Genomic DNA, 22,346 nt, shown 5'->3' with positions numbered 1-22,346 from the left:
GCACTTCCCGCCCCGTCTCGGCGGTAATCACGAGAACATCACGGAGACCGTTCGGGCGCTGTGGCGTTCGTCACATGCCGCTTGCAGATGCCCGGGGCGGCCGCTTTGTCCCTCAGATGGCTCACAGGTAGCTCTCGGCCACATCACGAACCGGGTATGACCTGCGCCGCTCAGGTATCCGAGGAGATCAACGGCACTGTAGGTTCTTGCGCCATGGAGGAGCTGGACCGTCAGATCGTGCAGCTGCTCGTCAAGGACGGGCGGATGAGCTACACAGACCTCGGCAAGGCCACGGGCCTGTCCACGTCGGCCGTGCACCAGCGGGTGCGCCGGCTGGAACAGCGTGGCGTCATCCGTGGGTACGCCGCCGTCGTCGACCCCGAGGCCGTCGGGCTGCCCATGACCGCGTTCATCTCGGTGAAACCGTTCGATCCCAGTGCGCCGGACGACATCGCCGAGCGCCTCGCGGGGGTGCCGGAGATCGAGGCCTGCCACAGCGTCGCGGGCGACGAGAACTACATCCTCAAGGTCCGGGTGGCCACGCCGCACGAGCTGGAGGAGTTGCTGGCCCGGCTGCGGTCGCTGGCGGGGGTGTCGACGCGGACGACCGTGGTGCTGTCGACGCCGTACGAGGCTCGCCCACCGAGGATCTGAGGGGTGTTCCGTCGGCGGGTGCGGCACTGAAGGCGCCCCCTGTCCCGGACCGTCCGGACAACACGCGAGACTGTTCCCCATGAGTGAGTCCAGCCCCGCGCCCAAGACTGTCCTGCTCCGTCGAGGAGAGGTCCACAGCCCCGCCGATCCCTTCGCCACCGCGATGGTCGTCGAGCGTGGCCAAGTCGCCTGGGTCGGTTCGGAGGGTGCCGCCGACGCCTTCACGGACGGGGTCGACGAGGTCGTCGATCTGGACGGTGCCCTGGTCACGCCCGCGTTCACCGACGCGCATGTGCACACCACCTCCACCGGGCTCGCCCTGACCGGCCTGGACCTGTCCGACGCACCCTCTCTGGAGGCGGCCCTCGCACGCGTGCGGGACTTCGCCGGCTCCCGCCCGGACGACCGCGTCCTGCTGGGGCACGGCTGGGACGCGGCCCGCTGGCCCGGCGGACGGCCGCCCACGCGCGCGGAGCTGGACGAGGCCACCGGAGGCCGCCCGCTCTATCTGTCCCGTATCGACGTCCACTCGGCGGTCGTCACCACCGCCCTGCTCGACATGACGTCCCTGGGGCGCCCCGACGGCCCGCTCACCGCCGACGCCCACCACGCCGTACGCGCCACCGCCCTGGCCGCGATCACCCCGGCCCAGCGCGTCGAGGCGCAGCGCACCGCGCTCGCCCGGGCCGCCTCCCTCGGCATCGGCTCGGTCCACGAGTGCGCCGGCCCCGAGATCTCCTCCGAGGACGACTTCACCGGCCTGCTGCGGCTCGCCGCCGAGGAGGCCGGACCGCGGGTCGTCGGCTACTGGGCGGAGCAGGACGTCGACAAGGCGCGGGAGCTGGGCGCACTGGGCGCGGCCGGCGACCTGTTCGTCGACGGCGCCCTCGGCTCCCACACCGCCTGTCTGCACCAGCCGTACACCGACGTGGAGCACACCGGCACCGCCTACCTGGACGCGGCCGCCGTGGCCGCGCACGTCGTCGCCTGTACCGAGGCGGGCCTCCAGGCGGGCTTCCACGCGATCGGCGACGCCGCGGTGACCTCCGTGGTCGAGGGCATGCGCGCCGCCGCCGAGAAGGTCGGCCTGGCCCGTGTCCGCGGCGCCCGGCACCGCGTCGAGCACGCCGAGATGCTCACCCCCGAGACCATCGCCGCCTTCGCCGACCTGGGCCTGACCGCCTCCGTACAGCCCGCCTTCGACGCGCTGTGGGGCGGCGAGGACGGCATGTACGCCCAGCGCCTGGGCGTGGAGCGGGCGCGCGCCCTGAACCCCTTCGCGGCCCTCCTGAAGGCCGGCGTGCCGCTCGCCTTCGGCTCCGACAGCCCCGTCACCCCGCTCGACCCGTGGGGCACGGTCCGCGCCGCCGCCTTCCACCGCACGCCCGGGCACCGTGTCTCCGTGCGCGCCGCGTTCACGGCCCATACGCGGGGCGGCTGGCGGGCGATCGGCCGGGACGACGCGGGCGTCCTGGTGCCCGGAGCGCCCGCCGACTACGCGGTGTGGCGCACGGACGAGCTCGTCGTCCAGGCCCCCGACGACCGGGTCGCCCGCTGGTCGACCGACCCCCGCTCCGGCACCCCCGGCCTGCCCGATCTGTCGCCCGGCGCCGACCTCCCGGTCTGCCTGCGCACCGTGGTGGGCGGCCGGACCGTGTTCGTACGGCCGGGCGAGTGATCTCCGGGGGTGGCGAGGCTCCGATCGGGCGCCGCCGCCCCGTCTCGCGACCTGCGTATCCTCCGCACTGACCAGGGCTTTGACTGAAGATGCGCAGCTCAAACGGCTGTTGACAGCTGACGGCAGGGGGCCGGTAGGTTCGGCCCAGTCCACCACCGGACGCCCGACCGGGGAACGTCCGTCAACTCGTCGCCGCGCCGCTGGGTCAGGGACGGTGTGCCGCACCGGGCACCGCCACTGGCAGCCAGGCTCAGCGCCCGCGCCGCCGCGAGGGAACGTTCCGGCCGGTCGGGGAGGTGTGACCCGGGTGGGGCCCGGGCGCTCAGTAGACAACGGCTTTCGGTCGATCCGCAGCCAGCGGGTCCCAGGTCGGCCCGAAGGGCGCCGGGCCCCCATCCGCAGGACGCACAGCTGCCGAGAAGCGCGTTCTTACCCCGCTTTTGTTAAAACGACACCACCATACGAACGTCCTGTCACGTCGGCCCAGGCGGCGACCACTATGGTGGACGCCTGCGTACGAACCTGAAGGGGCAGCAGTGAACGACGGCGACGGGACCCTCGCGGCACAGGGCCACGGGAGGCAGTTCGGCCCGCTCGGCACCGCCTTGGTGATCATTCCGACCTACAACGAGGCGGAGAACATCAAGTCGATCGTCGGCCGGGTGCGCAAGGCCGTCCCCGAGGCGCACGTCCTCGTCGCCGACGACAACAGCCCCGACGGCACCGGCAAGCTCGCCGACGAGCTGGCAGCCACCGACGATCATGTCCAGATCCTGCACCGCAAGGGCAAGGAGGGCCTCGGCGCCGCCTACCTGGCGGGCTTCGCCTGGGGCCTGGAGCACGGTTACGGCGTCCTGGTCGAGATGGACGCCGACGGCTCCCACCAGCCCGAGGAACTGCCCCGCCTGCTGACCGCCCTCAAGGGCGCCGACCTGGTCCTGGGCTCGCGCTGGGTGCCCGGCGGCCGGGTCGTGAACTGGCCGAAGTCCCGCGAGTTCATCTCCCGCGGCGGCAGCCTCTACTCGCGCGTCCTGCTCGACGTCCCGATCCGGGACGTCACCGGCGGCTACCGCGCCTTCCGCCGCGAGACCCTCGAAGGTCTCGGTCTCACCGAGGTCGCCTCGCAGGGCTACTGCTTCCAGGTCGACCTGGCCCGCCGCGCGATCAAGGCCGGCTACCACGTCGTCGAGGTCCCCATCACCTTCGTCGAGCGCGAGCACGGCGACTCCAAGATGAGCCGTGACATCCTCGTGGAGGCCCTGTGGCGGGTCACCACGTGGGGCGTGGGGGAGCGGGTCGGCAAGGTGCTGGGCCGCGACAAGAAGGCCTGACAGCGGCTCCACGGCCGCACAGGTCCCGCTGATCGTCCCCTTATCCCGCGCTGAGCCGTGCCCAGGCACACTGGACACATGACGACTGGTGCTCCGACCCCGACGTACCCCGCCCGGCCCCCGCGCTCCCGGCTGCGCACCTTCCTGCCGCTGGGGATCGCCGCGTGGCTGGTGCTGGAGATCTGGCTGCTGACCGTGGTGGCAGGCGCCACGAGCGGATTCCTGGTGTTCCTGCTGCTGCTCGCCGGTCTCGTGCTCGGCACGGTGGTCATCAAGCGGGCGGGCCGGCGGGCCTTCCAGAACCTCAACGAGGCCCTGCAGCGTGGCACGGCCCCCTCGGGCGGCGGTGGCAACGGTCTGCTGATGCTGGGCGGGCTGCTTCTCATGCTCCCCGGTCTGATCTCGGACGCGGTGGGCCTGGTCCTGCTGATCCCGCCGGTCCAGAAGGTCATCGCCCGCCGTGCGGAGCGCACCTTCGAGCGCAAGCTCCGCGAAGCCGCCCCGGGCACCCTGGGGGATGCCTTCCAGCAGGCCCGTATGCAACGCCCCGACGGCAAGGTCGTCCAGGGCGAGGTCATCCGGGACGAGCCCGAGGACGCGCCCCGGGAGCCGCGTCCTCCGCTGATGGGCTGAGCCCCGCTCGGCTCGCGCCGAACGCACGAGACCGCGGGCGCCGTACAGGAAGTACGGCGCCCGCGGTCTCGATATTGCGTTGTGTTCCGCCAAACCGTGGCGGGACTACGCGGACTTGCGGCTGTCCCTGGGGTGAATCGCGATGTTCATCGCCCCTGAGCGCAGAACGGCCAGGCGCTCCTCGAGGACCTCTTCGAGTTCCTCGCGGGTGCGCCGCTCCATCAGCATGTCCCAATGCGTACGCGCGGGCTTGGCCTTCTTTTCTTCAGGGCCGTCGCCGTCCACGAGGAGTGCTTGGGCCCCGCAGACCTTGCACTCCCACTCCGGCGGGATCTCCGCCTCGACCGAGAAGGGCATCTCAAAGCGATGTCCCTTCTCGCATGCGTACTCCACGGCCTGGCGCGGGGCCAGGTCGATGCCGCGGTCCGTCTCGTAGCTGGTCACCACGAGGCGCGTGCCGCGAAGAGCTCGCTCACTCATGAATCGTGCCTCCCGGGCTTGTCGCCCACAGGACAGGTGTCGCTGTCGTCGTCATCCGGTCAACGTCCGGTCGGCGGTAAAGATTCCCGTTCCGGGTCATGCGTCGCCGTCGTAGCCGCCCCTTGTTGTACCCACCTACGCCCGCTTTGTCACATCTGCTAGCAGATGTCACCCAGCGTTTCGGCATCTTTGACGCGCAGTAACGGTACGCCTGGCAGGCCAAACGCGTACACTACCGCCCTTTGCCGCTGAACGCTAAATCTTCTCCGGAACGGGATTCCCCGCGTCGCTGATCGCCTGGCGCACCGGAACCCGTGCGAGCAGGCAGAACCCCAGGATGAAGAAGATCACCAGCGAGATGATCGCGTCCCGATAACTTCCCGTCAGCTGGTAGGTGATCCCGAACAGAAGCGGGCCCAGCCAGCTCATGCCGCGGTCGCTCATCTCGTACGCCGAGAAGTACTCGGCCTCCTTGCCCGGCGGGACGAGGTGGGAGAACAGGGAGCGGGACAGGGCCTGGCTGCCGCCGAGGACCAGGCCGATTCCGGCGGCCAGGACGAAGAACCACACCGGCGCCCCGGCGGGCAGGAAATAGCCGGCCGCGAGGGTCAGCGTCCAGGCCACCAGGGAGCCGAGGATCGTGCGCTTCGCGCCGTACGCGCGGGCCAGCCGGCCCATGCCCAGCGCGCCCGCCACCGCCAGCACCTGGACGAGCAGGACGGCACCGATGAGAGTCGACTGGCCGAGGCCGAGTTCCTCGGAGCCGTAGACGGACGCCTGGGAGATCACGGTCTGGATGCCGTCGTTGTAGACGAGGTACGCCAGCAGGAAGGAGAGCGTCAGCGGGTGGCGGCGCATGTCGCGGACGGTGGCCGCCAGTTGGCGGAAGCCGGGCGCGGTCGGCTCCCGCTGCGGCATCCGGCGGTCGTGCAGCCTGCGGAGCGGTACGAGGGTGAAGGCACCCCACCACAGCCCCGCCGACGCCAGACAGATCCGGACGGCCATGCCCTCCGAGAGGCCGAAGGAGTCGTGGGCGGTGTAGAGGACCAGGTTCACCACCAGCACCAGCGAGCCCGCCGCGTAGCCGAAGGCCCAGCCCCGGGAGGAGACCGCGTCGCGTTCCTCGGGCGGGGCGATCTGCGGGAGGTAGGAGTTGTAGAGCATCGTCCCGACGGCCGACGCGGCGTTCGCGACGATGAGCAGGACGCCGCCCAGCAGATAGCGGTCGCCGCCGAGGAAGAACATCGCAGCTGTCGCCGTGGCCCCGGTGTAGGCGGCGGCCGCCAGGAGCGGCTTCTTGCGGCCCGTGCGGTCGGCGGCCGCCCCGACCAGGGGCATCACCAGCACGGCCACGATCACGGACAGGGACACCGAGTACGCGAAGAAGGCACCGGCCCGCACCGGAATGCCCAGGGGGTGGACGTATCCGTCCGCGTCGGCGGCCTTCTCCGCCACCGAGGTCAGGTACGGGCCGAGGAACACGGTGAGCACGCTCGTCGAGTAGACGGAGCACGCCCAGTCGTAGAAGTACCAGCCGCGCTGTTCGCGCCGTCGCTCGGCGGCCTCGTCGGCGCCCGTCGTCCGTATGGCGTCGATGCCCAACCCGGCCCCCTCGCTGGTCCCGCGCCCAGTCCGCGGTTCCAGGGGAGCGAGGGCTGTCAGACCCAGACGCCCCGGTCCTCCATGACCTTGCGCAACGTGTCGATGTGATCGGTCATGATGCCATCCACTCCCAGGTCCAGGAGCCGGTGCATGGCGTCGGGATCATTGATGGTCCACACGTGCACCTGCAGCCCGCGCGCGTGGGCGGCCCGCACGAAGCGGTGGTCGACGACCTGGATGCCGTTCTGGGCCTCGGGTACCTGGGCGGCGACCGCGGAACCGCGCAGCGCGGCCGGCACACCCCAGGAGCGCAGCCGCAGATTGAGGACGCCCCGGGTGCCGTACGAGGTCGCCAGGCGCGGGCCGGCCAGGCGCTGGGCGCGCACGACCCGGGCCTCGGAGAAGGAGCCGACGCATATCCGGTCCCAGGCGCCGGTGCGCCCGATCAGCTCCAGGAGCGGATGGAGCGCCGACTCGGCCTTGAGGTCGATGTTCCAGCGTGCGTCGGGAAACGTCTCCAGGAGATCCTCGAAGAGCGGCACCGGCTCCTTGCCCGCCACGCGCGCGTGCCGCACCTGCGCCCAGGGCAGGTCCGCGATCAGGCCCGCCCCGTCGGTCATGCGGTCCAGGGTGCTGTCGTGGAAGGCGACGAGCTTCCCGTCCGCCGTGGCGTGGACGTCGGTCTCCAGATACCGGTAGCCGGTCTCGATCGCCCGCCGGAACTGCAGCAGGGTGTTCTCCAGACCGTCCGCCGCGCCGCCCCGGTGGGCGAAGGGGATCGGGCCGGGATGGTCGAGGTAGGGGTGGCGTATCCGGGTGGTCACCGACGCAGTATCGCGCGCCGGGGTTGCCCGGTGGCAACGACCGTGCTGCTGTCCGATGCCGACGGGACGTCGAACATCCGCAGGAAGAGCTGGGCGAGCGGGCCGATGGACACCGCGTACAGCACCGTGCCGACACCGATGGTGCCGCCGAGGGCGAAGCCGGTCGCGACGACCGCGATCTCGACGGCCGTCCGCATCAGTCGGATCGAGCGGCCGGTGCGCTGGTGCAGGCCGGTCATCAGACCGTCCCGGGGTCCCGGCCCGAAACGGGCGGCGATGTAGAGACCGGTGGCCACTCCGTTGAGCAGGATGCCCGCCAGGAGAAGGGGGATCCGCACGGTCAGCGCGTGGGCCTCGGGCATCGCGGCGAGCGTTCCGTCCATGGCGATGCCGACCACGAAGACGTTGGAGACCGTGCCGAGGCCCGGGCGCTGGCGCAACGGGATCCACAACAGGAGCACCGCCGCGCCCACGAAGATCGACACGACGCCGATCGTGAGGCCCGTCAGCTCGGCGAGGCCCTGGTGCAGCACGTTCCAGGGCTCCAGCCCGAGGCCGGCCTCGACGAGCAGTGCGGAACTCGCTCCGTAGAGGGCGAGACCGGCGTACAGCTGGATCAGCCGGCGCCCGAGCCGGCTCTGTGCGGACAAGTGGTGCCCCCTGTGGTCGTGGTGGCCTGCTGCATGACACCCTGTGGCTTGGGTGGAAGCATCATCCATGGCCAATTCGGGGAAGGTGGACTGATTTTCATGGCGCAGTGGACCTCGGCGGTGGGGCCGGCGCAGCTCGCCCGGCTGCTCAACTCCCAGCAGGACCGTCCCGCGGGCCCCGGCACGCGCCGCCCGCCCGCCTACCGGGCGCTCGCCGACGGCATCCGGCTGCTGGTGCTCGAGGGCCGTGTCCCGGTGGCCGCCCGGCTGCCCGCCGAACGCGAGCTGGCCCTGTCGCTGTCCGTCAGTCGTACGACGGTGGCGGCGGCGTACGAGGCGTTGCGCGCCGAGGGCTTCCTGGAGTCGCGGCGCGGGGCCGGCAGCTGGACCGCCGTTCCGGCCGGCAACCCGCTGCCGGCGCGCGGCCTGGAGCCGCTGCCTCCCGAGGCGCTCGGCTCGGTGATCGACCTGGGCTGTGCGGCGCTTCCCGCCCCCGAGCCGTGGCTGACCCGTGCCGTCCAGGGCGCCCTCGAGGAGCTGCCGCCGTACGCCCACACCCATGGCGACTACCCGGCGGGGCTGCCCGCACTGCGCTCGATGATCGCCGACCGGTACACCGCGCGCGGGATCCCGACGATGCCCGAGCAGATCATGGTGACGACGGGGGCGATGGGCGCCATCGACGCGATCTGCCATCTCTTCGGGGGCCGCGGCGAGCGCATCGCCGTCGAGTCGCCGTCGTACGCCAACATCCTCCAGCTGATGCGTGAGGCCGGCGCGCGGCTCGTGCCCGTCGCGATGGCCGAGGGCCTGACCGGCTGGGACATGGACCGCTGGCGCCAGGTGCTGCGGGACGCGGCGCCCCGGATCGCGTACATCGTCGCCGACTTCCACAACCCGACCGGCGCCCTCGCCGACGACGACCAGCGGCGCCAACTGGTGGACGCGGCCCGGTCGGCGGGGACGGTGCTGGTCGCCGACGAGACGATGAGCGAACTGTGGCTGGACGAGGGGGTCGAGATGCCGCGGCCCGTGTGCGGGTTCGATCCCGCCGGGTCCACGGTGATCACGGTCGGCTCGGCCAGCAAGGCCTTCTGGGCGGGCATGCGCATCGGATGGGTACGGGCGGCCCCGGACATCATCCGCAGCCTGGTCGCGGCACGCGCGTACGCCGATCTCGGGACGCCCGTGGTCGAGCAGCTGGCCGTGAACTGGCTGTTCAGCACCGGGGGCTGGGCGCAGGCCGTGGACGTACGGCGTGGACAGGCGCGGGAGAACCGGGACGCCCTGGTCGCGGCGGTGCGCCGGGAGCTGCCGACGTGGGAGTTCGAGGTGCCCAGGGGCGGGCTGACGTTGTGGGTGCGCGCCGGGGGTCTGTCCGGGTCCCGGATCGCCGAGGCCGGTGAGCGGGTGGGAGTGCGGGTGCCGTCCGGGCCGCGGTTCGGGGTGGACGGCGCCTTCGAGGGGTATGTGCGGCTGCCGTTCACCGTGGGGGGAGCGGTGGCGGAGGAGGCGGCGGCGAGGCTGGCCGCTGCGGCTCGGGTCGTGGAGAGCGGCGGGACCGGAGGCGGCGAAGTGCCGCGCACATTCGTGGCATGACGGCGACTGGATCCGTCTAGGGGCGCGCCGCTGTATCGATGTGCGGCTGCGGCTGCGCGGGCGCGACCGGCCCACGCAGCCGCAGCCGCACGAACTGCCGCAACCCCCTACGGCGCGTCGGCGGCCATCGCCTCCGACGGGACCGTCTCCGCATCGGCCGGCGTCGTCAGTGGCGGCAGCAATGCCAGCACCGCCTGCCGGGCCGTCTCGCTCGTCGCCTCGTCGTGCGGGTCGGGTGTCGCCGGTACCTGAAGGCGATGGACGGGCCCCGTGCCCAGACGGGCGTAACCACGCCCGGGCGGGACGTCGGCGGCCGGAGTCGTGCGCGGGGGAGCGCCCAGGACCGTGGCCAGTTGCTCCGGCGTCGCCGGGCCCAGGACGACACGCGCGCGTGTGTGCTGGCGTACCGCGTCGCTCAGCGCGTCCGCGCTGTCGAACTGGTCGGCCACGACCACGGTGACACCGGCCGCCCGGCCGTGCCGCAGGGGGACCTGGAGGAGGGACTGCGGGTCGCGATGGCCGTCGGCGGCGGCCAGGTGGGTGAACGCGCTCGGGCGGTCCAGGAGGATCCACAGCGGACGCTTCGTGTCGTCCGGTGGCTGGTGGCCCGCCTGGCGCGCGTGGTTCATGGCGACCAGGCGCCGCTCCGTCTCGGTGGCGGCCCACTCCAGGCTCGCCAGCGCCCCGGTCAGCCCGCACTCGACCGCCAGGACGCCGTCCCGGCCGGTGAGGCAGGCGTACTCCCCGGTGCCGCCGCCCTCGACGATCACCACGTCGCCGTGGAGGAGCGCCTGGAGCGCGATGGAGCGCAGCAGGGTCGAGGTGCCGCTGCCCGGCTGGCCCATGACCAGCAGGTGCGGCTCGGTGGAGCGGGCGCCGGTGCGCCAGACGACCGGGGGTACGTCGCGCTGCTCCTCGCCGTAGGTGAGCGGGAGCGTGCGCCGGACCTCGGTGGGATCCGTGAAGCCGAGGACCGTCTCGCCGGGGGACGTGACGAAACGCTGGGCGGCGATGTCGGTCGGCAGCGGCGGCAGGACGGTGACGGAGAGCTGGTTGCCCTCCTCGTCCCATGCGAAGCGGTACTCACGGCCGCGGCCCGACTTGGCGTGCAGCAACTGCTCGATCCGCGCGCGGGAGTCGGCCTCGCCGTCCGTGAAGTAGGCGGGGTAGCGGATCACGAGCTGTGTGATCCGCCCCGTCTCGTCGAACTCGTACACCGGGAACGCCTTGTCCCACTCGCCGCCGTGGGTGAAGAGGGGATCCGGGTCCTCGGCGGCCGAGAAGTACGGCACCAAGGCCTCGTACAGAGACCGCAGGCGCTGTGTCTGCGACTCGTCGGGGCCGTCCGGGGCCGCTGGGGTGCGGTCCCGGCCCTGCCAGGCTGCCGCCGCCATCAGGGTGATGACGGCGAGCAGCGGACCGTACGGCACGAGCGCCACGACCAGGACGATCGAGGCCACCAGGAAAAGCAGTGGCCCGCGCTTGTCCTTGGGGGTGTCGGCCCACCTGCGCCGCCCGGCCGAAGCCAGCCGGCGCAGACCGCGAGTGATCGTGATCAGCGGGTGGAGGACGTCGGTGGCGCTGTCGGCCGCCGTCCGGGCCAGCTCCCGGCTCCGGGCGATCTGCGCGCTGCCTGTGCTCAGGATGCGGGGGAGGGGGCGCCGGGCCACTGCTGTCTCCTGGAGGTGCGTACGGACGGGAGGAACGGCGTCAGAACTTGATGCCGCCGAGGAGGCTCGCGAGGCTCTCGCCGCCCGCCTTGATGCTGGGGGCGATGGCCGTGCTTGCCAGGTAGAAGCCGAACAGGGCGGCGACCAGGGCGTGCGACGCCTTGAGGCCGTCCTTGCGGAAGAAGATGAAGACGACGATGCCGAGCAGCACGACGCCCGAGATGGAGAAGATCATGTGAGTGCTCCTGGTTCAGGTGGGGACAGTCACCATGAGTACTTCCAGGCTCACAGCATGTATCCATACGATAAAAGGTGCAACTGGGTGAATTTCTATTGATTTCACTCGCTCAGCAGGGTCGGCTTCGGCCGGATGAGCAGGGGACTTGCGTCCGACCGGGTCAGTGGTGATCTTTACCTCCGGCACATCGGGTCATGTGCCGCGCGAGCCAGTACCCTGGCGATTCACCTGAACGGCTGTATGAGAGGCGGTCCCGCCGATGGCTGAAGCCCCCGACCCCGAGGTCGTGGAGCTGGCGACCAAGATCTTCGATCTGGCCCGCCGGGGTCAGACCGAGGCGCTCGTGGCGTATGTCGACGCGGGTGTTCCGGCCAACCTCACCAACGACCGTGGCGACTCCCTCGTGATGCTCGCCGCCTATCACGGCCACGCCGACGCGGTCCGGGCGCTGCTCGCCCGGGGTGCCGAGGCCGACCGGATCAACGACCGGGGCCAGACCCCGCTCGCCGGGGCCGTCTTCAAGGGTGAGACGGAAGTCATCAAGGCTCTTCTGGAGAGCGGTGCCGACCCCGCCGCGGGGACCCCGTCGGCGCTCGACACCGCTCGGATGTTCGCCAAGACGGAACTGCTCGACTTGTTCGGCGCACACTGACCCGGACGTTCTGACCAGTAAAAACACGGAAAACGGGGGAGGCGGTACAGGGCCGCCGAAATTTCGGTCGCGGCAGATGTAAGTGCCGAGTCATCATGACGTCGTGATTCACGGACGCGATGGCAGGGCAGGTGTTGCCGCACCGCGCGGGCCGTGATGCGGTCCGCATGGGCCACCGACGAGAGGCAGAGGAAGATGGTCTACAGCAAGCAGGAAACGGCGGGCGCCCCGACGTGTTGTCACGCGGCCAGGTAAAGCAAGATCCCGGTTGCGTCGACGCTTGATGTGAGGCTGTTTCCCATGTTCGAACCGGTCATAGCGCCCAGCGGTACGCTGCTCGGCCTCCTCCAGAGGGGCCGCGGCGACGGCACACTGCACGCGCTCACCGCACCGCGCGCCGAGGCGCTCGCGGCTCTGAACCACTGCGTGCTGCGGGATCCCCGCCACGACTGGCAGGTGGAGAACCGCTCCCTCTACTACGCCCGTCTCTACCTCGATCTCAGCGGTGAGCTGGACGAGATCGAGACCCATCTCTTCGACGTCGAGGACCACGTCGACGACGAGGAGTCCCGCACCGGGCTCGCCCTGGCGGTCCTCGGGCACCTCGCCTCCTACGGCAGGCGGGACGCGCTCGAACTGCTGCGCAGGTACGCCGCCTCGGGTTCCAACTGGGCCTGGGCCCTGGACGAGCTCGCCCTCAGGGACGACGACGCCGGGCTGCGCGCCCTGGCCGCCCCCGTGCTGGCCCGCTTCGGCACCGACGCCGAGGGCGAGGCCGAACTGGCCGCCACCGTGCGCGACGCCTTCGAACCACGGCCGTGGCGGCTGTGGGCGGAGGATCCGCGCGAATCCATCGCCACACGCGTGCGTGCCGCCCAGGAGACCGGCTGTTTCGACCGCTGGCAACGCCAGATGCGACCCAGCGGGCCCCGCCCGGGGTGGAGCGTCCAAGCGGTCTTCGAGTGGGCCGAGCAGGGCATCGAACGCGGCGTCGCCCGCCATGTGCCCGCAGCCCGCTGCCTCATGGCCGTCGCGGGCCCGGAGGACCGGACCGAGATCGTCGCCGCCGCCGTGGACGGCACCGAGGGCGCCCGCTGCACCGCGCTGCGCTATCTCGCCGACAGCAATGATCCGGACGCTCTCGATCTCATCGAGACGGCCGTGGTCACCGGATCGGCGCCGGTCGTGGAGGCCGCCGTCGACGCCTTCGAACGGATGCGCAGTGTCGCCGCCGTCGACCGGGCCCGCGGCTGGGCCCACCGGCCCGATCCGCTGGGCGCCGCCGCCGGACGCATGCTCGCCTGCCGCGGCGGAACGCAGGACACGGACCTGGTGCTCGCGGCCCTGCGCGAGGCCGTACGAGGCGAAGGGCCGGACGCACCGACCCTGTGGACCCTCGTCGACGGCACCGGACGGCTCGGCATCGTCTGCGCCGCACCCGTGCTCCGCCACATCTACCGGGAGACGGCCTCCTCCCATCTGCGCGGCCGGGCCGCCCGGGCCCTCGCCGCCACCGACCCCTCCTACCCCACCGGCTTCGCCGTCGAATGCCTCTGGGACTGCGAGGAGACCACCCGCGAGATCGCCGCCCGGCACGCCGAGACCGGTGACGCCCGGGTCGTCGAACAGCTCCGCCGCCTCGCCGCCGACCCGGCCGAGGAAGCCGAGGTCCAGACAGCCGTACGCAGCCGGATCGGACCGGACGCCACCATGATGTGAAGGCCTGCCCTCAGGGTGAACTCGGGGTGACCCGCGGGTCAGGCGCGCATGGACACGGCCTGACCTGCACGGGATGCGAGGCAACGCTCACGGGACGTTCCTCGTCCGGAAAGATCGACGTTGACGCGAGCACGTCCAGCGCGGCGACAACACCCCTATGCGTGTCGTCATCGTGACCGAATCCTTTCCCCCCGATGTGAACGGCGTGGCCCACTGCGCGCTCCAGACCGCCCGGCACCTCGTAGATCGCGGTCACTCCCCGCTCGTCGTCGCACCGGCCACCGCGGCCGGCAGCGGGCCCGGCGTGGACACCCCCGCACCCTGCCCCGTCGTCCGTGTCCCCTCCCTCCCCCTCCCCGGCTACCCCCAGGTACGCGTCGCCCTCCCCAGTCGACGCGTCGCCGCGGCCCTCGCCGAGCACCGCGCCGACATCGTCCACCTGGCCAGTCCCTTCGTCCTCGGCGTCCGCGGCATGGCCGCCGCCGCCCGGCTCGGGATCCCCGCCGTGGCCGTCTACCAGACCGACCTCGCCGGATACGCCCGTACCTATGTGCACGCGGGCGAGGCGGCCGCCTGGCGCCGCATCCGCTCCGTCCACGCCGCCGCCGACCTCACCCTCGCCCCGTCCAGCGCCGCCCTGCACGACCTGGAGACCCACGGTGTCCCCCGGGTGAAGCTGTGGCCGCGTGGCGTGGACACCGTCCGCTTCCGCCCCGGGCACCGGGACGAGGCGCTGCGCCGCGAACTCGCCCCCAACGGTGAACTGATCGTCGGCTACGTCGGACGGCTCGCCCCCGAGAAGCAGGTCGAACTGCTCGCCGGTGTGTGCGGCCTGGAGGGCGTGCGGGTCGTGGTCGTGGGCGACGGGCCGAGTCGCCCCGGGCTGGACGAGGCGCTCCCGGGCGCGGTCTTTCTCGGCCGCCGGACCGGCGACGAACTCGCCCGGCTCTTCGCCTCGTTCGACGTCTTCGCGCACACCGGCCCCTTCGAGACCTTCTGCCAGACCGTGCAGGAGGCCATGGCCAGCGGCGTTCCCGTCGTCGCGCCCGCCGCCGGCGGCCCGCTGGACCTGGTCGCCCACGGGCGCACCGGCCTGCTGGTCCCGCCGCGTGACGCGGCCGCCGTACGGGACGCCGTGTGGTCCCTGGCCGCCGACCCCGGGCTGCGGGCCGCGTACGGTACCGCCGCGCGCGCCATGGTCGAGGGACGCACCTGGGCGGCCGTCGGTGATCAGCTGATCGGCCACTACGCGAGCGTGCTCGCCCCACGGCGGACGGCGGTGGCGGCATGAGCGTGTCGCGTCTGGACGGTGGCGCCGGCGCCACCCCGTTGCGGATCGTCCGCCTCGCCAATTTCGTCGCGGCCGCCTCGGGAGGACTGCGCACCGCACTGCGCGAACTGGGCAAGGGATACCGGGCGGCCGGACACGAGCCCGTGCTCGTCGTGCCGGGCGAGCGGATCAGTGACGTCGAGACCGCACAGGGACGCGTGATCACCCTGCCCGGCCCGCTGCTGCCCGGCACCGGCGGCTACCGCGTGCTCGCCGACAGACGGCGGGTGGCCCGGCTGCTGGAGGAGCTGGCCCCCGACCGTCTGGAGGTCTCCGACCGTACGACGCTCAGGTGGACCGGCAGGTGGGCGCGGCGGGCCCGGGTACCCGCCGTGATGGTCTCCCACGAGACCGCCGACGGTGTCCTGCGTACCTGGGGTGTCCCGGAGGGCGCGGCCAGGCGAGCCGCGGACGCCCTCAACGTCCGCACGGCACACACGTACGCGCGCGTGGTGTGCACCACCGAGTTCGCCGAGCGGGAGTTCGTACGCATCGGGGCGCGCAATGTCGTACGAGCGCCGCTGGGCGTCGATCTCGTGGAGCGACACCCCGCGTTGCGCGACCCGGGAGTACGTTCCCGCTACGCGCGCGTGGACGAGACGCTGCTCGTGACCTGCACCCGGCTCTCCGTGGAGAAGCGGCCCGGCACGGCGCTGGACGCCTTGGAGGCGCTCGTACGGCGCGGTCGGCGGGCGGTGCTGGTGGTGGCCGGGGACGGTCCGCTGCGCGCGAGGCTCGAACAGCGGGCGCGCGGGCTGCCGGTCGTCTTCCTCGGGCATGTCTCCGACCGCGGGCTGCTCGGGGCGCTCCAGGCCTCCGCCGACGTGTGCCTGGCGCCCGGACCTGCCGAGACCTTCGGGCTCGCCGCGCTGGAGGCGATGGCGTGCGGGACACCGGTCGTGGCGAGCGCGTCATCGGCGTTGCCCGAGGTGATCGGTTCCGCGGGGGCCGTCGCGGCGGACCACGGGGGCGCCTTCGCGGACGCCGTGGAGATGCTGCTGGACCGGCCCTCCGCCGCACGCCGTGAAGCCGCACGCACGCGTGCGGAGTGCTTCGGGTGGCGTACGGCGGTGGAGGCGTTCCTCGCCGCGCACGACGCGCCGGTCACGGTGCCCGGGGGCGTCCGATGAGACCGGTCCGGTTCGTCGCCCTCGGTGACTCGCTGACCGAGGGCGTCGGCGATCCCGTCGGCGAGGGGTGGCGCGGCTGGGCCGCCCTTCTCGCCGGCGGGCTCGGCGAGTGCGTGGACTTCACCAACCTCGCGGTCAGCGGATCGCAGACGCGGGACGTGGTGGAACGGCAGCTGCCCGCCGGGCTCGCGCTGCGTCCGGACCTCGTGTCCGTCGTGGTCGGCGTCAACGACACCCTTCGCTGCACCTTCGACATCCACGCCGTGGCCTCGCGGCTCGACGCCGTGTACGCCGCGTTCGCCTCACAGGGCGCGGTGGTGCTCACGGCCTGCCTGCCCGACCCCGGCGCGATGCTGGGACTGCCGGGGGCGTTGGCTCGTCCGCTGGCTCGACGGCAACGGGCGGTCAACACGGTGGTGCACGCGCTGTCCGAGAGGTACGGGGCGGTGCACCTGCACGCCGCCGAGGGGGCGTGGCTCGTGGATCGGGCGATGTGGAGCGCGGATCGGCTCCACCCGGGGGAGCGGGGGCATCGGCAACTGGCCGTCCGCTTCCATGCGCTCCTGGCGGAGGCGGGGCTCGCGACGGGGGTCGCGCCCTCGCCCGAGCCCGAGTTCCCCGCGCCCACCAGGTCGGCGAGTCTGTGGTGGCTGGCCACGGCGGGTACGGGGTGGGTGGCTCGGCGGTGCACCGATCTGCTGCCGCAGTTGTTGAGGCTCGCGGCGGACGAGGTCGGGCATCGGGCCCGGGGGACGAGTGGGCGGCTTGATCTGCGGGCCGCGCATGCGGTGTCGATGGCGTTGGCCGCGTTGTCAGCGGACATTGCTTAGCAGGGCGCCGTCTGTGGGTTCGTCGCGGCTGGTCGCGCCCACGCGGCGGAGCCGCGAATTGATACAGCCCCGCGCCCCGTGCGGGGCGCTCAGCGGCGGCGTACTTCCAGGAAGCGGACCGGCGTGCCGGGCACTGCCTGGGCCGCCGCCGCCAGGTCCTCGGTGCGGACGACCGCGATCACCGGGTAGCCGCCCGTCGTCGGGTGGTCCGCCAGGAACACCACCGGGCGGCCGTCCGGTGGCACCTGGACCGCGCCCAGGACCATTCCCTCGCTCGGGAGTTCGCCCGGGACGGCTCGTTCCAAAGGCGGCCCCTCCGTGCGCAGGCCGATGCGGTTGCTCGCGGAGGACACCCGGTACGTGCGGGAGGTGAAGGTCTGCACGGCCCCTCGGGTGAACCAGTCGTCGCGCGGGCCCGGCGTCACCCGCAGGACCAGCTCCGCCGGGGGCGCCGGCTGCGGGGCGGCGTCCACGCGTGCGTGGAGGAGGGTCGGGGTGCCGAGGGGAAGGACCGCGCCGTCCGTGAGCGGGGGCGGGCCGAGGCCCGACAGGAGGTCCGTGGAGCGGCTGCCGAGGACCGGGTCGACGGCGATGCCGCCGGAGACGGCCACATAGGTGCGCAGACCGGCGACGGCCGTGCCGACGTTCAGGAGGGCGCCCGCGGGCACCGGCACCGGGGCGCCCCAGGGAACCGGGCGGCCGTCCACCGTCACCGGGCAGGGAGCGCCGCCGACGGCCACGAGGACCGCCGAACGGGGGCGTACGGCACAGCCGTTGAGCGTGGTCTCCAGGACGGCCGCGTCCCGCGCGTTGCCGACCAGGCGGTTGGCGAGGGCCGCGGCGGGGCCGTCCAGCGCCCCCGAGCGGGGTACGCCCAGATGGGCGTGGCCCGGACGGCCCAGGTCCTGCACGGTGGTCAGCGCCCCGGACCGTACGACGACGAGTGCGCGGTCCGTCATGTCGCGCCCACCGGTACGAACCGCACGCGCGTGCCCGGCGACAGCAGTGCCGCCGGCACGCGCGCGTGGTCCCACAGAACCGTGTCCGTCGTGCCGATCAGCTGCCAGCCGCCCGGCGACGAGCGCGGGTACACGCCCGTGTACGGGCCCGCCAGAGCCACCGAACCGGACGGGACGGCCGTGCGCGGGGTCGCTCTGCGCGGGACGTCGTACTTCTGCGGAAGACCGGTGAGGTAGCCGAAGCCGGGGGCGAACCCGCAGAACGCGACGGTGAACTCGGTGGCCGCGTGGATGCGGGTCACCTCGTGCGGTGCGACGCCCCAGTGCGCGGCCACGTCGGCGAGGTCCGGACCGTCATAGCGCACGGGGAGTTCGACGACGTCACGCGCGCGTGGGGGAGACGGTGGTACGGCGGAGGCGGTCAGTTCGGAGGCCAGCCGGGCCGGGTCGGCCAGGCCGTCCAGGAGGACCGTGCGGGCTGCGGGGACGATCTCGGCCACGGTCAGCGAGCCCTCCGCGCGGCGGCGCAGCAGCTCCGCGTGCAGCGACCGCGCCTCCTCGCCCGAGGAGACCTCGACGAGCAGCGCGCCGTCGCCGACCGGCAGCGCCCTCATGCGAAGGCCGCCAGGAGGACTCCCGACGCCGTCAGCCGCTCCCGGACCCGGCGGGCCAGCTCCACGGCGCCCGGGGTGTCCCCGTGCAGGCACAGCGAGCGCGCCCGCATCTCGATGCGTGTGCCGGAGTGCGCGGTGACCGCGCCGTCCCGGGCCAGCCCCACCGACCGCTCCACGACGGTGTCCGGATCGGTGACGACCGCGCCCTCCTCGCCGCGCGGCACGAGCGTGCCGCCGTCGGTGTACGCGCGGTCCGCGAACGCCTCCGTGACCGCAGGCAGGCCCGCCTTCGCGGCCAGTTCCAGCAGACGCGAGCCGGGCAGGCCGAGGACGGGCAGGGTCGCGTCCGCGAGGAGCACACCGTCGACGACCGCGCCGGCCTGCTGGTCGTCGTGCACGACGCGGTTGTAGAGCGCGCCGTGCGGCTTGACGTACGACACGCGCGTGCCCGCCGCGCGCGCGAAGACCTCCAGGGCGCCGATCTGGTAGGCCACCTCGGCCGCCAGCTCGTCGGGCGGCACATCCATCGCGCGCCGCCCGAACCCGGCCAGGTCCCGGTAGGAGACCTGGGCGCCGACCCGTACGCCGCGCTCGGCCGCCTGCTCGCACACCCGCCGCATGGTCGCCGCGTCCCCGGCGTGGAAGCCGCAGGCCACGTTGGCGCTGGTGACGACGGACAGCAGCTGTTCGTCGTCGGTGAGCTGCCAGCGGCCGAAGCCCTCGCCGAGGTCCGCGTTCAGATCGATGGAGGTCATGGAACTTCCGAGTCTCCTTCCGAGGCCACTTCTCAGGCCACTCGGTACTGCTGGTCGCGGGCGTCCGTGAGGAACATCTGGCCGGGCGCGTGGGTGATGGCGAACGGCGGGCGCGAGGCCATCACCGCGGCCTGCGGGGTCACTCCACAGGCCCAGAACACCGGGATGTCGTCCGGCTCGACGTCCACCGGGTCCCCGAAGTCGGGGAGATCGAGGTCATCGATGCCGAGCGTCGACGGGTCGCCGCAGTGTACGGGGCCGCCGTGCACCGCCGGGAGCAGACTGCTCTCCCGGATCGCCGCCGACAGGTGCTCCGGCGGCACGGGACGCATCGACACCACCATCGGGCCGTGCAGGCGTCCCGCCGGCCGGCACTGCCAGCTGGTCTCGTACATCGGGACGTTGCGACCCTGCTCCAGATGACGGATCGGGACGCCGGCCTCGGTCAAGGCCCACTCGAAGGTGAAGCTGCAGCCGATCAGGAACGACACCAGGTCCTCGCGCCAGTGGGCGCGCACGTCGGTCGGCTCGTCCACCAGGTTGCCGTCCTGCCACACCCGGTAGCGCGGCAGATCGGTGCGCAGGTCGGCGCCCTCGGCCAGGACGGTCGTGGCGGAACCGGCGTCCGTGACGTCGAGCACCGGACACGGCTTCGGATTGCGCTGGCAGAACAGCAGCATGTCGTACGCCCAGTCCGCGGGCACCGAGATCAGGTTGACCTGGGTGTGGCCCGCCGCGACCCCGGAGGTGGGGCCGGTCAGGCCCGCGCGGAAGCGCATCCGGGCGTTGCGCGGGCTCCACGCGTGCGCGTGCTCGTCGACGAGGGTCAGGGGGCGGTCCTCCGTGCGGTTCACACCAGTTCCTTCCCGCGGGTCTCCGGCAGGCCGAAGAGGGCCAGTGCGGCGATGCCGTAACCGATCGCGCCGAAGACCAGCGCGCCGCCCACACCCCAGCTGTCGGCCAGGAAGCCGACCGTGGTCGGGAAGACGGCGCCCACCGCGCGCCCGGCGTTGTACGTGAAGCCCTGTCCCGTGCCGCGCACCGCCGTCGGGTACAGCTCGGCCAGGAACGACCCGAAGCCGCTGAAGATCGCCGACATGCAGAACCCGAGCGGGAAGCCGAGCACGAGGAGCAGGGTGTTGGAGCCCTCCGGGATATTGCCGTACGCCAGGATGCAGACGGCCGACAGGAGTGCGAAGAGCCAGATGTTGCGGCGCCGGCCGAGACGGTCGGTGAGGTAGCCGCCGGTGAGATAGCCGAGGAAGGCGCCGGAGATCAGGAACGTGAGATATCCGCCGGTGCCGACGACCGACAGGCCGCGGTCGCTCTTCAGATACGTCGGAACCCAGGTGGCGAGGGTGTAGTAGCCGCCCTGGACACCGGTGGACAGCAGGCCCGCGAAGATCGTCGTACGCAGCAGGTCCGGTTTGAAGATCGCCGTGAAGGAGGTCTGTCCGGCGCTCTTCTCGCGGACCGCGATGGCCTCGGGCGCGTCCTGCACCCGGCGTCGCATCCAGACGACGAGCAGCGCGGGCAGCGCGCCCGTCCAGAACATCACGCGCCAGGCCACGTCGTCGTCGAAGACCGAGAAGACCAGCGTGTACACGATCACGGCCAGGCCCCAGCCGACGGCCCACGAGCTCTGGATCGCGCCGAGCGTGCGGCCCCGGTGTTTCGCGCTCGCGTACTCGGCGACCAGGATCGCGCCGACCGCCCACTCGCCGCCGAAGCCGATCCCCTGCAGGGCACGGAAGACCAGCAGCGATTCGAAGTTCGGCGCGAAGCCGCAGGCCACGGTGAAGACCGCGTAGGTGATCACGGTGATCATCAGGGCGCGGACCCGGCCGACGCGGTCGGCCAGCACGCCCGCGAGGGCACCGCCGAGCCCGGAGGCCAGGAGCGTGACGGTGGTGAAGAGGCCGGTCTGGCCGCTGTCCAGGCCGAAGTACGCGGCCAGCGCGACCATGCTCAGCGGGAGCGTGAAGTAGTCGTACGAGTCGAGGGCATAGCCGCCGAACGCGCCGGCGAAGGCGCGGCGGCCACGCGGACCGAGGGCGCGGAACCAGCCCAACGCCCCGTCGTCGGCGGGGCGTTCGGTCGTCGTGGGCTCAGTGGTCATGGCCTGTGGCGGGGGAGTCGTGCTCATGTGCACCTCGCAGTGGGAGGACGGAGGATGCGGGATTGAGCCGTGCGGTGAGCAGTAACGTAGAGGATCGTTCAACGATCCTTCAATACCCGTGTTGTTTCGTTCTCGTGTCTGCGGTTGAATTCCGGGCATGGCAGAGCAGCTGACCGATCTGGCCGACGACCGTGCCCTCCTGGGCCGCACCAGCACGGCGGAGCGGGTCTCGGACATCCTCAGAAGCCGTATCGCCGAGGGCTACTTCCCCCCCGGGACCCGGCTGTCGGAGGACAGCATCGGAGGCGCGCTCGGGGTGTCCCGCAACACCCTGCGGGAGGCGTTCCGCCTGCTCACCCACGAACGTCTGCTCGTCCACGAGCTGAACCGGGGCGTCTTCGTGCGGGTCCTGACGGTGGAGGACGTCGAGGACATCTACCGCACCCGCCGCCTCGTCGAGTGCGCCGTCGTGCGCGGGCTGGGTGCGCCGCCGTACGCCGAGGAAGGGCTCGCCGAGGCCGTCGCGGCCGGGCAGCGGGCGGTGCGTGAAGGTGACTGGAAAGCGCTGGGCACCGCCAACATCCACTTCCACCGGGAGCTGGTCGCGCTCGCGGGCAGTGAGCGCACCGACGAGCTGATGCGCAGCGTCTTCGCCGAACTGCGGCTCGCCTTCCACGTGGCGGACGACCCGAAGGCGCTCCACGAGCCGTACCTGGCCCGCAACCGCCAGATCCTCGGGGCCCTCCAGGCCGGGGACCGCGTGGAGGCCGAGAAGCTGCTCGCCGTGTACCTGGACGACTCGCTGGAGCGGGTGGTCGAGGTGTACCGGCGACGGGTCGGCGAGGACGGCTAGCGTCCCGGTCGCTGTGACGCCGGGTC

At 72.4% G+C, this 22,346-nt stretch carries 22 protein-coding genes; 11 read left to right on the top strand and 11 right to left on the bottom strand.

Going from position 1 to position 22,346, the window contains the following annotated elements:
• The first annotated feature begins 213 nt into the window (after positions 1 to 213).
• The 4 genes from ACIOHP_RS17915 to fxsA all read left to right on the top strand — a co-directional run bounded on the left by ACIOHP_RS17915 (position 214) and on the right by fxsA (position 4,296).
• A complete protein-coding gene (locus ACIOHP_RS17915) occupies positions 214 to 654 on the top strand; it encodes an Lrp/AsnC family transcriptional regulator (RefSeq protein ID WP_030677853.1) in 441 nt (146 codons plus the stop codon).
• A 79-nt stretch (positions 655 to 733) separates the two neighbouring features.
• The gene (locus ACIOHP_RS17910) at positions 734 to 2,332 is read left to right on the top strand and encodes an amidohydrolase (RefSeq protein WP_401888463.1); all 1,599 of its coding nucleotides are present in this window, start codon (positions 734 to 736) and stop codon (positions 2,330 to 2,332) included.
• 536 nt (positions 2,333 to 2,868) lie between these two features.
• A complete protein-coding gene (locus ACIOHP_RS17905) occupies positions 2,869 to 3,663 on the top strand; it encodes a polyprenol monophosphomannose synthase (protein WP_361555495.1) in 795 nt (264 codons plus the stop codon).
• Positions 3,664 to 3,741: 78 nt separating this feature from the next.
• On the top strand, positions 3,742 to 4,296 hold the full coding sequence (gene fxsA / locus ACIOHP_RS17900; RefSeq protein WP_361487431.1) for an FxsA family membrane protein: 555 nt from the start codon (positions 3,742 to 3,744) through the stop codon (positions 4,294 to 4,296).
• Between the two features lie 105 nt (positions 4,297 to 4,401).
• Here fxsA and ACIOHP_RS17895 read toward each other — a convergent pair whose 3' ends face one another.
• The 4 genes from ACIOHP_RS17895 to ACIOHP_RS17880 all read right to left on the bottom strand — a co-directional run bounded on the left by ACIOHP_RS17895 (position 4,402) and on the right by ACIOHP_RS17880 (position 7,852).
• Positions 4,402 to 4,776 carry an RNA polymerase-binding protein RbpA gene (locus ACIOHP_RS17895; protein ID WP_010046329.1) on the bottom strand — a complete coding sequence of 125 codons (375 nt, stop codon included), beginning with the start codon at positions 4,774 to 4,776 and terminating at the stop codon, positions 4,402 to 4,404.
• Between the two features lie 255 nt (positions 4,777 to 5,031).
• Complete coding sequence (locus tag ACIOHP_RS17890) at positions 5,032 to 6,378, bottom strand: MFS transporter (protein ID WP_401888460.1); 1,347 nt, start codon at positions 6,376 to 6,378, stop codon at positions 5,032 to 5,034.
• A 56-nt stretch (positions 6,379 to 6,434) separates the two neighbouring features.
• Complete coding sequence (locus tag ACIOHP_RS17885) at positions 6,435 to 7,202, bottom strand: glycerophosphodiester phosphodiesterase (protein WP_361555487.1); 768 nt, start codon at positions 7,200 to 7,202, stop codon at positions 6,435 to 6,437.
• Positions 7,199 to 7,852, bottom strand: a complete 654-nt coding sequence (locus ACIOHP_RS17880; protein WP_401888458.1) for a YitT family protein — start codon at positions 7,850 to 7,852, stop codon at positions 7,199 to 7,201. Before ACIOHP_RS17880 ends, ACIOHP_RS17885 begins: the two co-directional genes overlap by 4 nt.
• Before the next feature lie 99 nt (positions 7,853 to 7,951).
• Between ACIOHP_RS17880 and ACIOHP_RS17875 the strand changes: the two genes are divergently transcribed.
• Complete coding sequence (locus ACIOHP_RS17875) at positions 7,952 to 9,451, top strand: PLP-dependent aminotransferase family protein (protein ID WP_361555481.1); 1,500 nt, start codon at positions 7,952 to 7,954, stop codon at positions 9,449 to 9,451.
• Between the two features lie 107 nt (positions 9,452 to 9,558).
• Here the strand turns inward: ACIOHP_RS17875 and ACIOHP_RS17870 are convergent, their stop codons facing one another.
• On the bottom strand, positions 9,559 to 11,121 hold the full coding sequence (locus ACIOHP_RS17870) for an ABC transporter ATP-binding protein (protein WP_401888455.1): 1,563 nt from the start codon (positions 11,119 to 11,121) through the stop codon (positions 9,559 to 9,561).
• 40 nt (positions 11,122 to 11,161) lie between these two features.
• Positions 11,162 to 11,356: a hypothetical protein gene (locus ACIOHP_RS17865; protein WP_046262076.1), complete on the bottom strand. Its 195-nt coding sequence runs from the start codon at positions 11,354 to 11,356 to the stop codon at positions 11,162 to 11,164.
• 262 nt (positions 11,357 to 11,618) lie between these two features.
• On the opposite strand from ACIOHP_RS17865, the gene ACIOHP_RS17860 reads away from it, so the two are divergent.
• The 5 genes from ACIOHP_RS17860 (at position 11,619) to ACIOHP_RS17840 (ending at position 17,020) form a co-directional block, all read left to right on the top strand.
• A complete protein-coding gene (locus ACIOHP_RS17860) occupies positions 11,619 to 12,011 on the top strand; it encodes an ankyrin repeat domain-containing protein (protein WP_361555475.1) in 393 nt (130 codons plus the stop codon).
• A gap of 300 nt (positions 12,012 to 12,311) precedes the next feature.
• Positions 12,312 to 13,730, top strand: coding sequence for a HEAT repeat domain-containing protein (locus ACIOHP_RS17855; RefSeq protein WP_401888452.1), 1,419 nt, complete (start codon positions 12,312 to 12,314; stop codon positions 13,728 to 13,730).
• 157 nt (positions 13,731 to 13,887) lie between these two features.
• On the top strand, positions 13,888 to 15,021 hold the full coding sequence (locus tag ACIOHP_RS17850; protein ID WP_401888450.1) for a glycosyltransferase family 4 protein: 1,134 nt from the start codon (positions 13,888 to 13,890) through the stop codon (positions 15,019 to 15,021).
• Positions 15,018 to 16,190, top strand: a complete 1,173-nt coding sequence (locus ACIOHP_RS17845) for a glycosyltransferase (protein WP_401888448.1) — start codon at positions 15,018 to 15,020, stop codon at positions 16,188 to 16,190. Before ACIOHP_RS17850 ends, ACIOHP_RS17845 begins: the two co-directional genes overlap by 4 nt.
• Entirely contained in the window at positions 16,187 to 17,020 is an 834-nt protein-coding gene (locus ACIOHP_RS17840; protein WP_401888446.1) for an SGNH/GDSL hydrolase family protein, read from the top strand. The genes ACIOHP_RS17845 and ACIOHP_RS17840 overlap by 4 nt, the downstream gene beginning before the upstream one ends.
• 89 nt (positions 17,021 to 17,109) lie before the next feature.
• On the opposite strand, the gene ACIOHP_RS17835 is transcribed toward ACIOHP_RS17840, so the two are convergent.
• From ACIOHP_RS17835 to ACIOHP_RS17815, 5 genes are read right to left on the bottom strand one after another with little or no spacing between them, the layout of a single operon-like run.
• Complete coding sequence (locus ACIOHP_RS17835; protein WP_401888443.1) at positions 17,110 to 17,979, bottom strand: biotin-dependent carboxyltransferase family protein; 870 nt, start codon at positions 17,977 to 17,979, stop codon at positions 17,110 to 17,112.
• Positions 17,976 to 18,593, bottom strand: coding sequence for a 5-oxoprolinase subunit PxpB (gene pxpB, locus ACIOHP_RS17830; protein WP_361555457.1), 618 nt, complete (start codon positions 18,591 to 18,593; stop codon positions 17,976 to 17,978). Before pxpB ends, ACIOHP_RS17835 begins: the two co-directional genes overlap by 4 nt.
• The gene (locus tag ACIOHP_RS17825) at positions 18,590 to 19,348 is read right to left on the bottom strand and encodes a 5-oxoprolinase subunit PxpA (protein WP_361555454.1); all 759 of its coding nucleotides are present in this window, start codon (positions 19,346 to 19,348) and stop codon (positions 18,590 to 18,592) included. The genes pxpB and ACIOHP_RS17825 overlap by 4 nt, the downstream gene beginning before the upstream one ends.
• Positions 19,349 to 19,380: 32 nt before the next feature.
• Entirely contained in the window at positions 19,381 to 20,202 is an 822-nt protein-coding gene (locus tag ACIOHP_RS17820; RefSeq protein WP_361555451.1) for a putative hydro-lyase, read from the bottom strand.
• Entirely contained in the window at positions 20,199 to 21,494 is a 1,296-nt protein-coding gene (locus tag ACIOHP_RS17815; RefSeq protein ID WP_361555448.1) for an MFS transporter, read from the bottom strand. The genes ACIOHP_RS17820 and ACIOHP_RS17815 overlap by 4 nt, the downstream gene beginning before the upstream one ends.
• 130 nt (positions 21,495 to 21,624) lie before the next feature.
• Between ACIOHP_RS17815 and ACIOHP_RS17810 the strand changes: the two genes are divergently transcribed.
• Positions 21,625 to 22,320 carry a GntR family transcriptional regulator gene (locus ACIOHP_RS17810; protein WP_401888439.1) on the top strand — a complete coding sequence of 232 codons (696 nt, stop codon included), beginning with the start codon at positions 21,625 to 21,627 and terminating at the stop codon, positions 22,318 to 22,320.
• Positions 22,321 to 22,346: the final 26 nt, after the last annotated feature.

The sequence above is a fragment of the Streptomyces sp. NPDC087859 genome (assembly GCF_044742595.1).
Lineage (GTDB): Bacteria > Actinomycetota > Actinomycetes > Streptomycetales > Streptomycetaceae > Streptomyces > Streptomyces canus_F.
This window is presented reverse-complemented; position numbering and strand designations above follow the sequence as displayed.

Excerpts from the sequence above, each read along its gene's own strand:
- ACIOHP_RS17810 (WP_401888439.1), top strand. The coding sequence starts at position 21,625 with ATGGCAGAGCAGCTGACCGATCTGGCCGACGACCGTGCCCTCCTGGGC.
- ACIOHP_RS17865 (WP_046262076.1), bottom strand. The coding sequence starts at position 11,356 with ATGATCTTCTCCATCTCGGGCGTCGTGCTGCTCGGCATCGTCGTCTTC.
- ACIOHP_RS17910 (WP_401888463.1), top strand. The coding sequence starts at position 734 with ATGAGTGAGTCCAGCCCCGCGCCCAAGACTGTCCTGCTCCGTCGAGGA.
- ACIOHP_RS17825 (WP_361555454.1), bottom strand. The coding sequence starts at position 19,348 with ATGACCTCCATCGATCTGAACGCGGACCTCGGCGAGGGCTTCGGCCGC.
- ACIOHP_RS17895 (WP_010046329.1), bottom strand. The coding sequence starts at position 4,776 with ATGAGTGAGCGAGCTCTTCGCGGCACGCGCCTCGTGGTGACCAGCTAC.
- ACIOHP_RS17835 (WP_401888443.1), bottom strand. The coding sequence starts at position 17,979 with ATGACGGACCGCGCACTCGTCGTCGTACGGTCCGGGGCGCTGACCACC.
- ACIOHP_RS17860 (WP_361555475.1), top strand. The coding sequence starts at position 11,619 with ATGGCTGAAGCCCCCGACCCCGAGGTCGTGGAGCTGGCGACCAAGATC.
- ACIOHP_RS17855 (WP_401888452.1), top strand. The coding sequence starts at position 12,312 with ATGTTCGAACCGGTCATAGCGCCCAGCGGTACGCTGCTCGGCCTCCTC.
- ACIOHP_RS17875 (WP_361555481.1), top strand. The coding sequence starts at position 7,952 with ATGGCGCAGTGGACCTCGGCGGTGGGGCCGGCGCAGCTCGCCCGGCTG.
- ACIOHP_RS17850 (WP_401888450.1), top strand. The coding sequence starts at position 13,888 with ATGCGTGTCGTCATCGTGACCGAATCCTTTCCCCCCGATGTGAACGGC.
- pxpB (WP_361555457.1), bottom strand. The coding sequence starts at position 18,593 with ATGAGGGCGCTGCCGGTCGGCGACGGCGCGCTGCTCGTCGAGGTCTCC.
- ACIOHP_RS17915 (WP_030677853.1), top strand. The coding sequence starts at position 214 with ATGGAGGAGCTGGACCGTCAGATCGTGCAGCTGCTCGTCAAGGACGGG.
- fxsA (WP_361487431.1), top strand. The coding sequence starts at position 3,742 with ATGACGACTGGTGCTCCGACCCCGACGTACCCCGCCCGGCCCCCGCGC.
- ACIOHP_RS17840 (WP_401888446.1), top strand. The coding sequence starts at position 16,187 with ATGAGACCGGTCCGGTTCGTCGCCCTCGGTGACTCGCTGACCGAGGGC.
- ACIOHP_RS17815 (WP_361555448.1), bottom strand. The coding sequence starts at position 21,494 with ATGAGCACGACTCCCCCGCCACAGGCCATGACCACTGAGCCCACGACG.
- ACIOHP_RS17845 (WP_401888448.1), top strand. The coding sequence starts at position 15,018 with ATGAGCGTGTCGCGTCTGGACGGTGGCGCCGGCGCCACCCCGTTGCGG.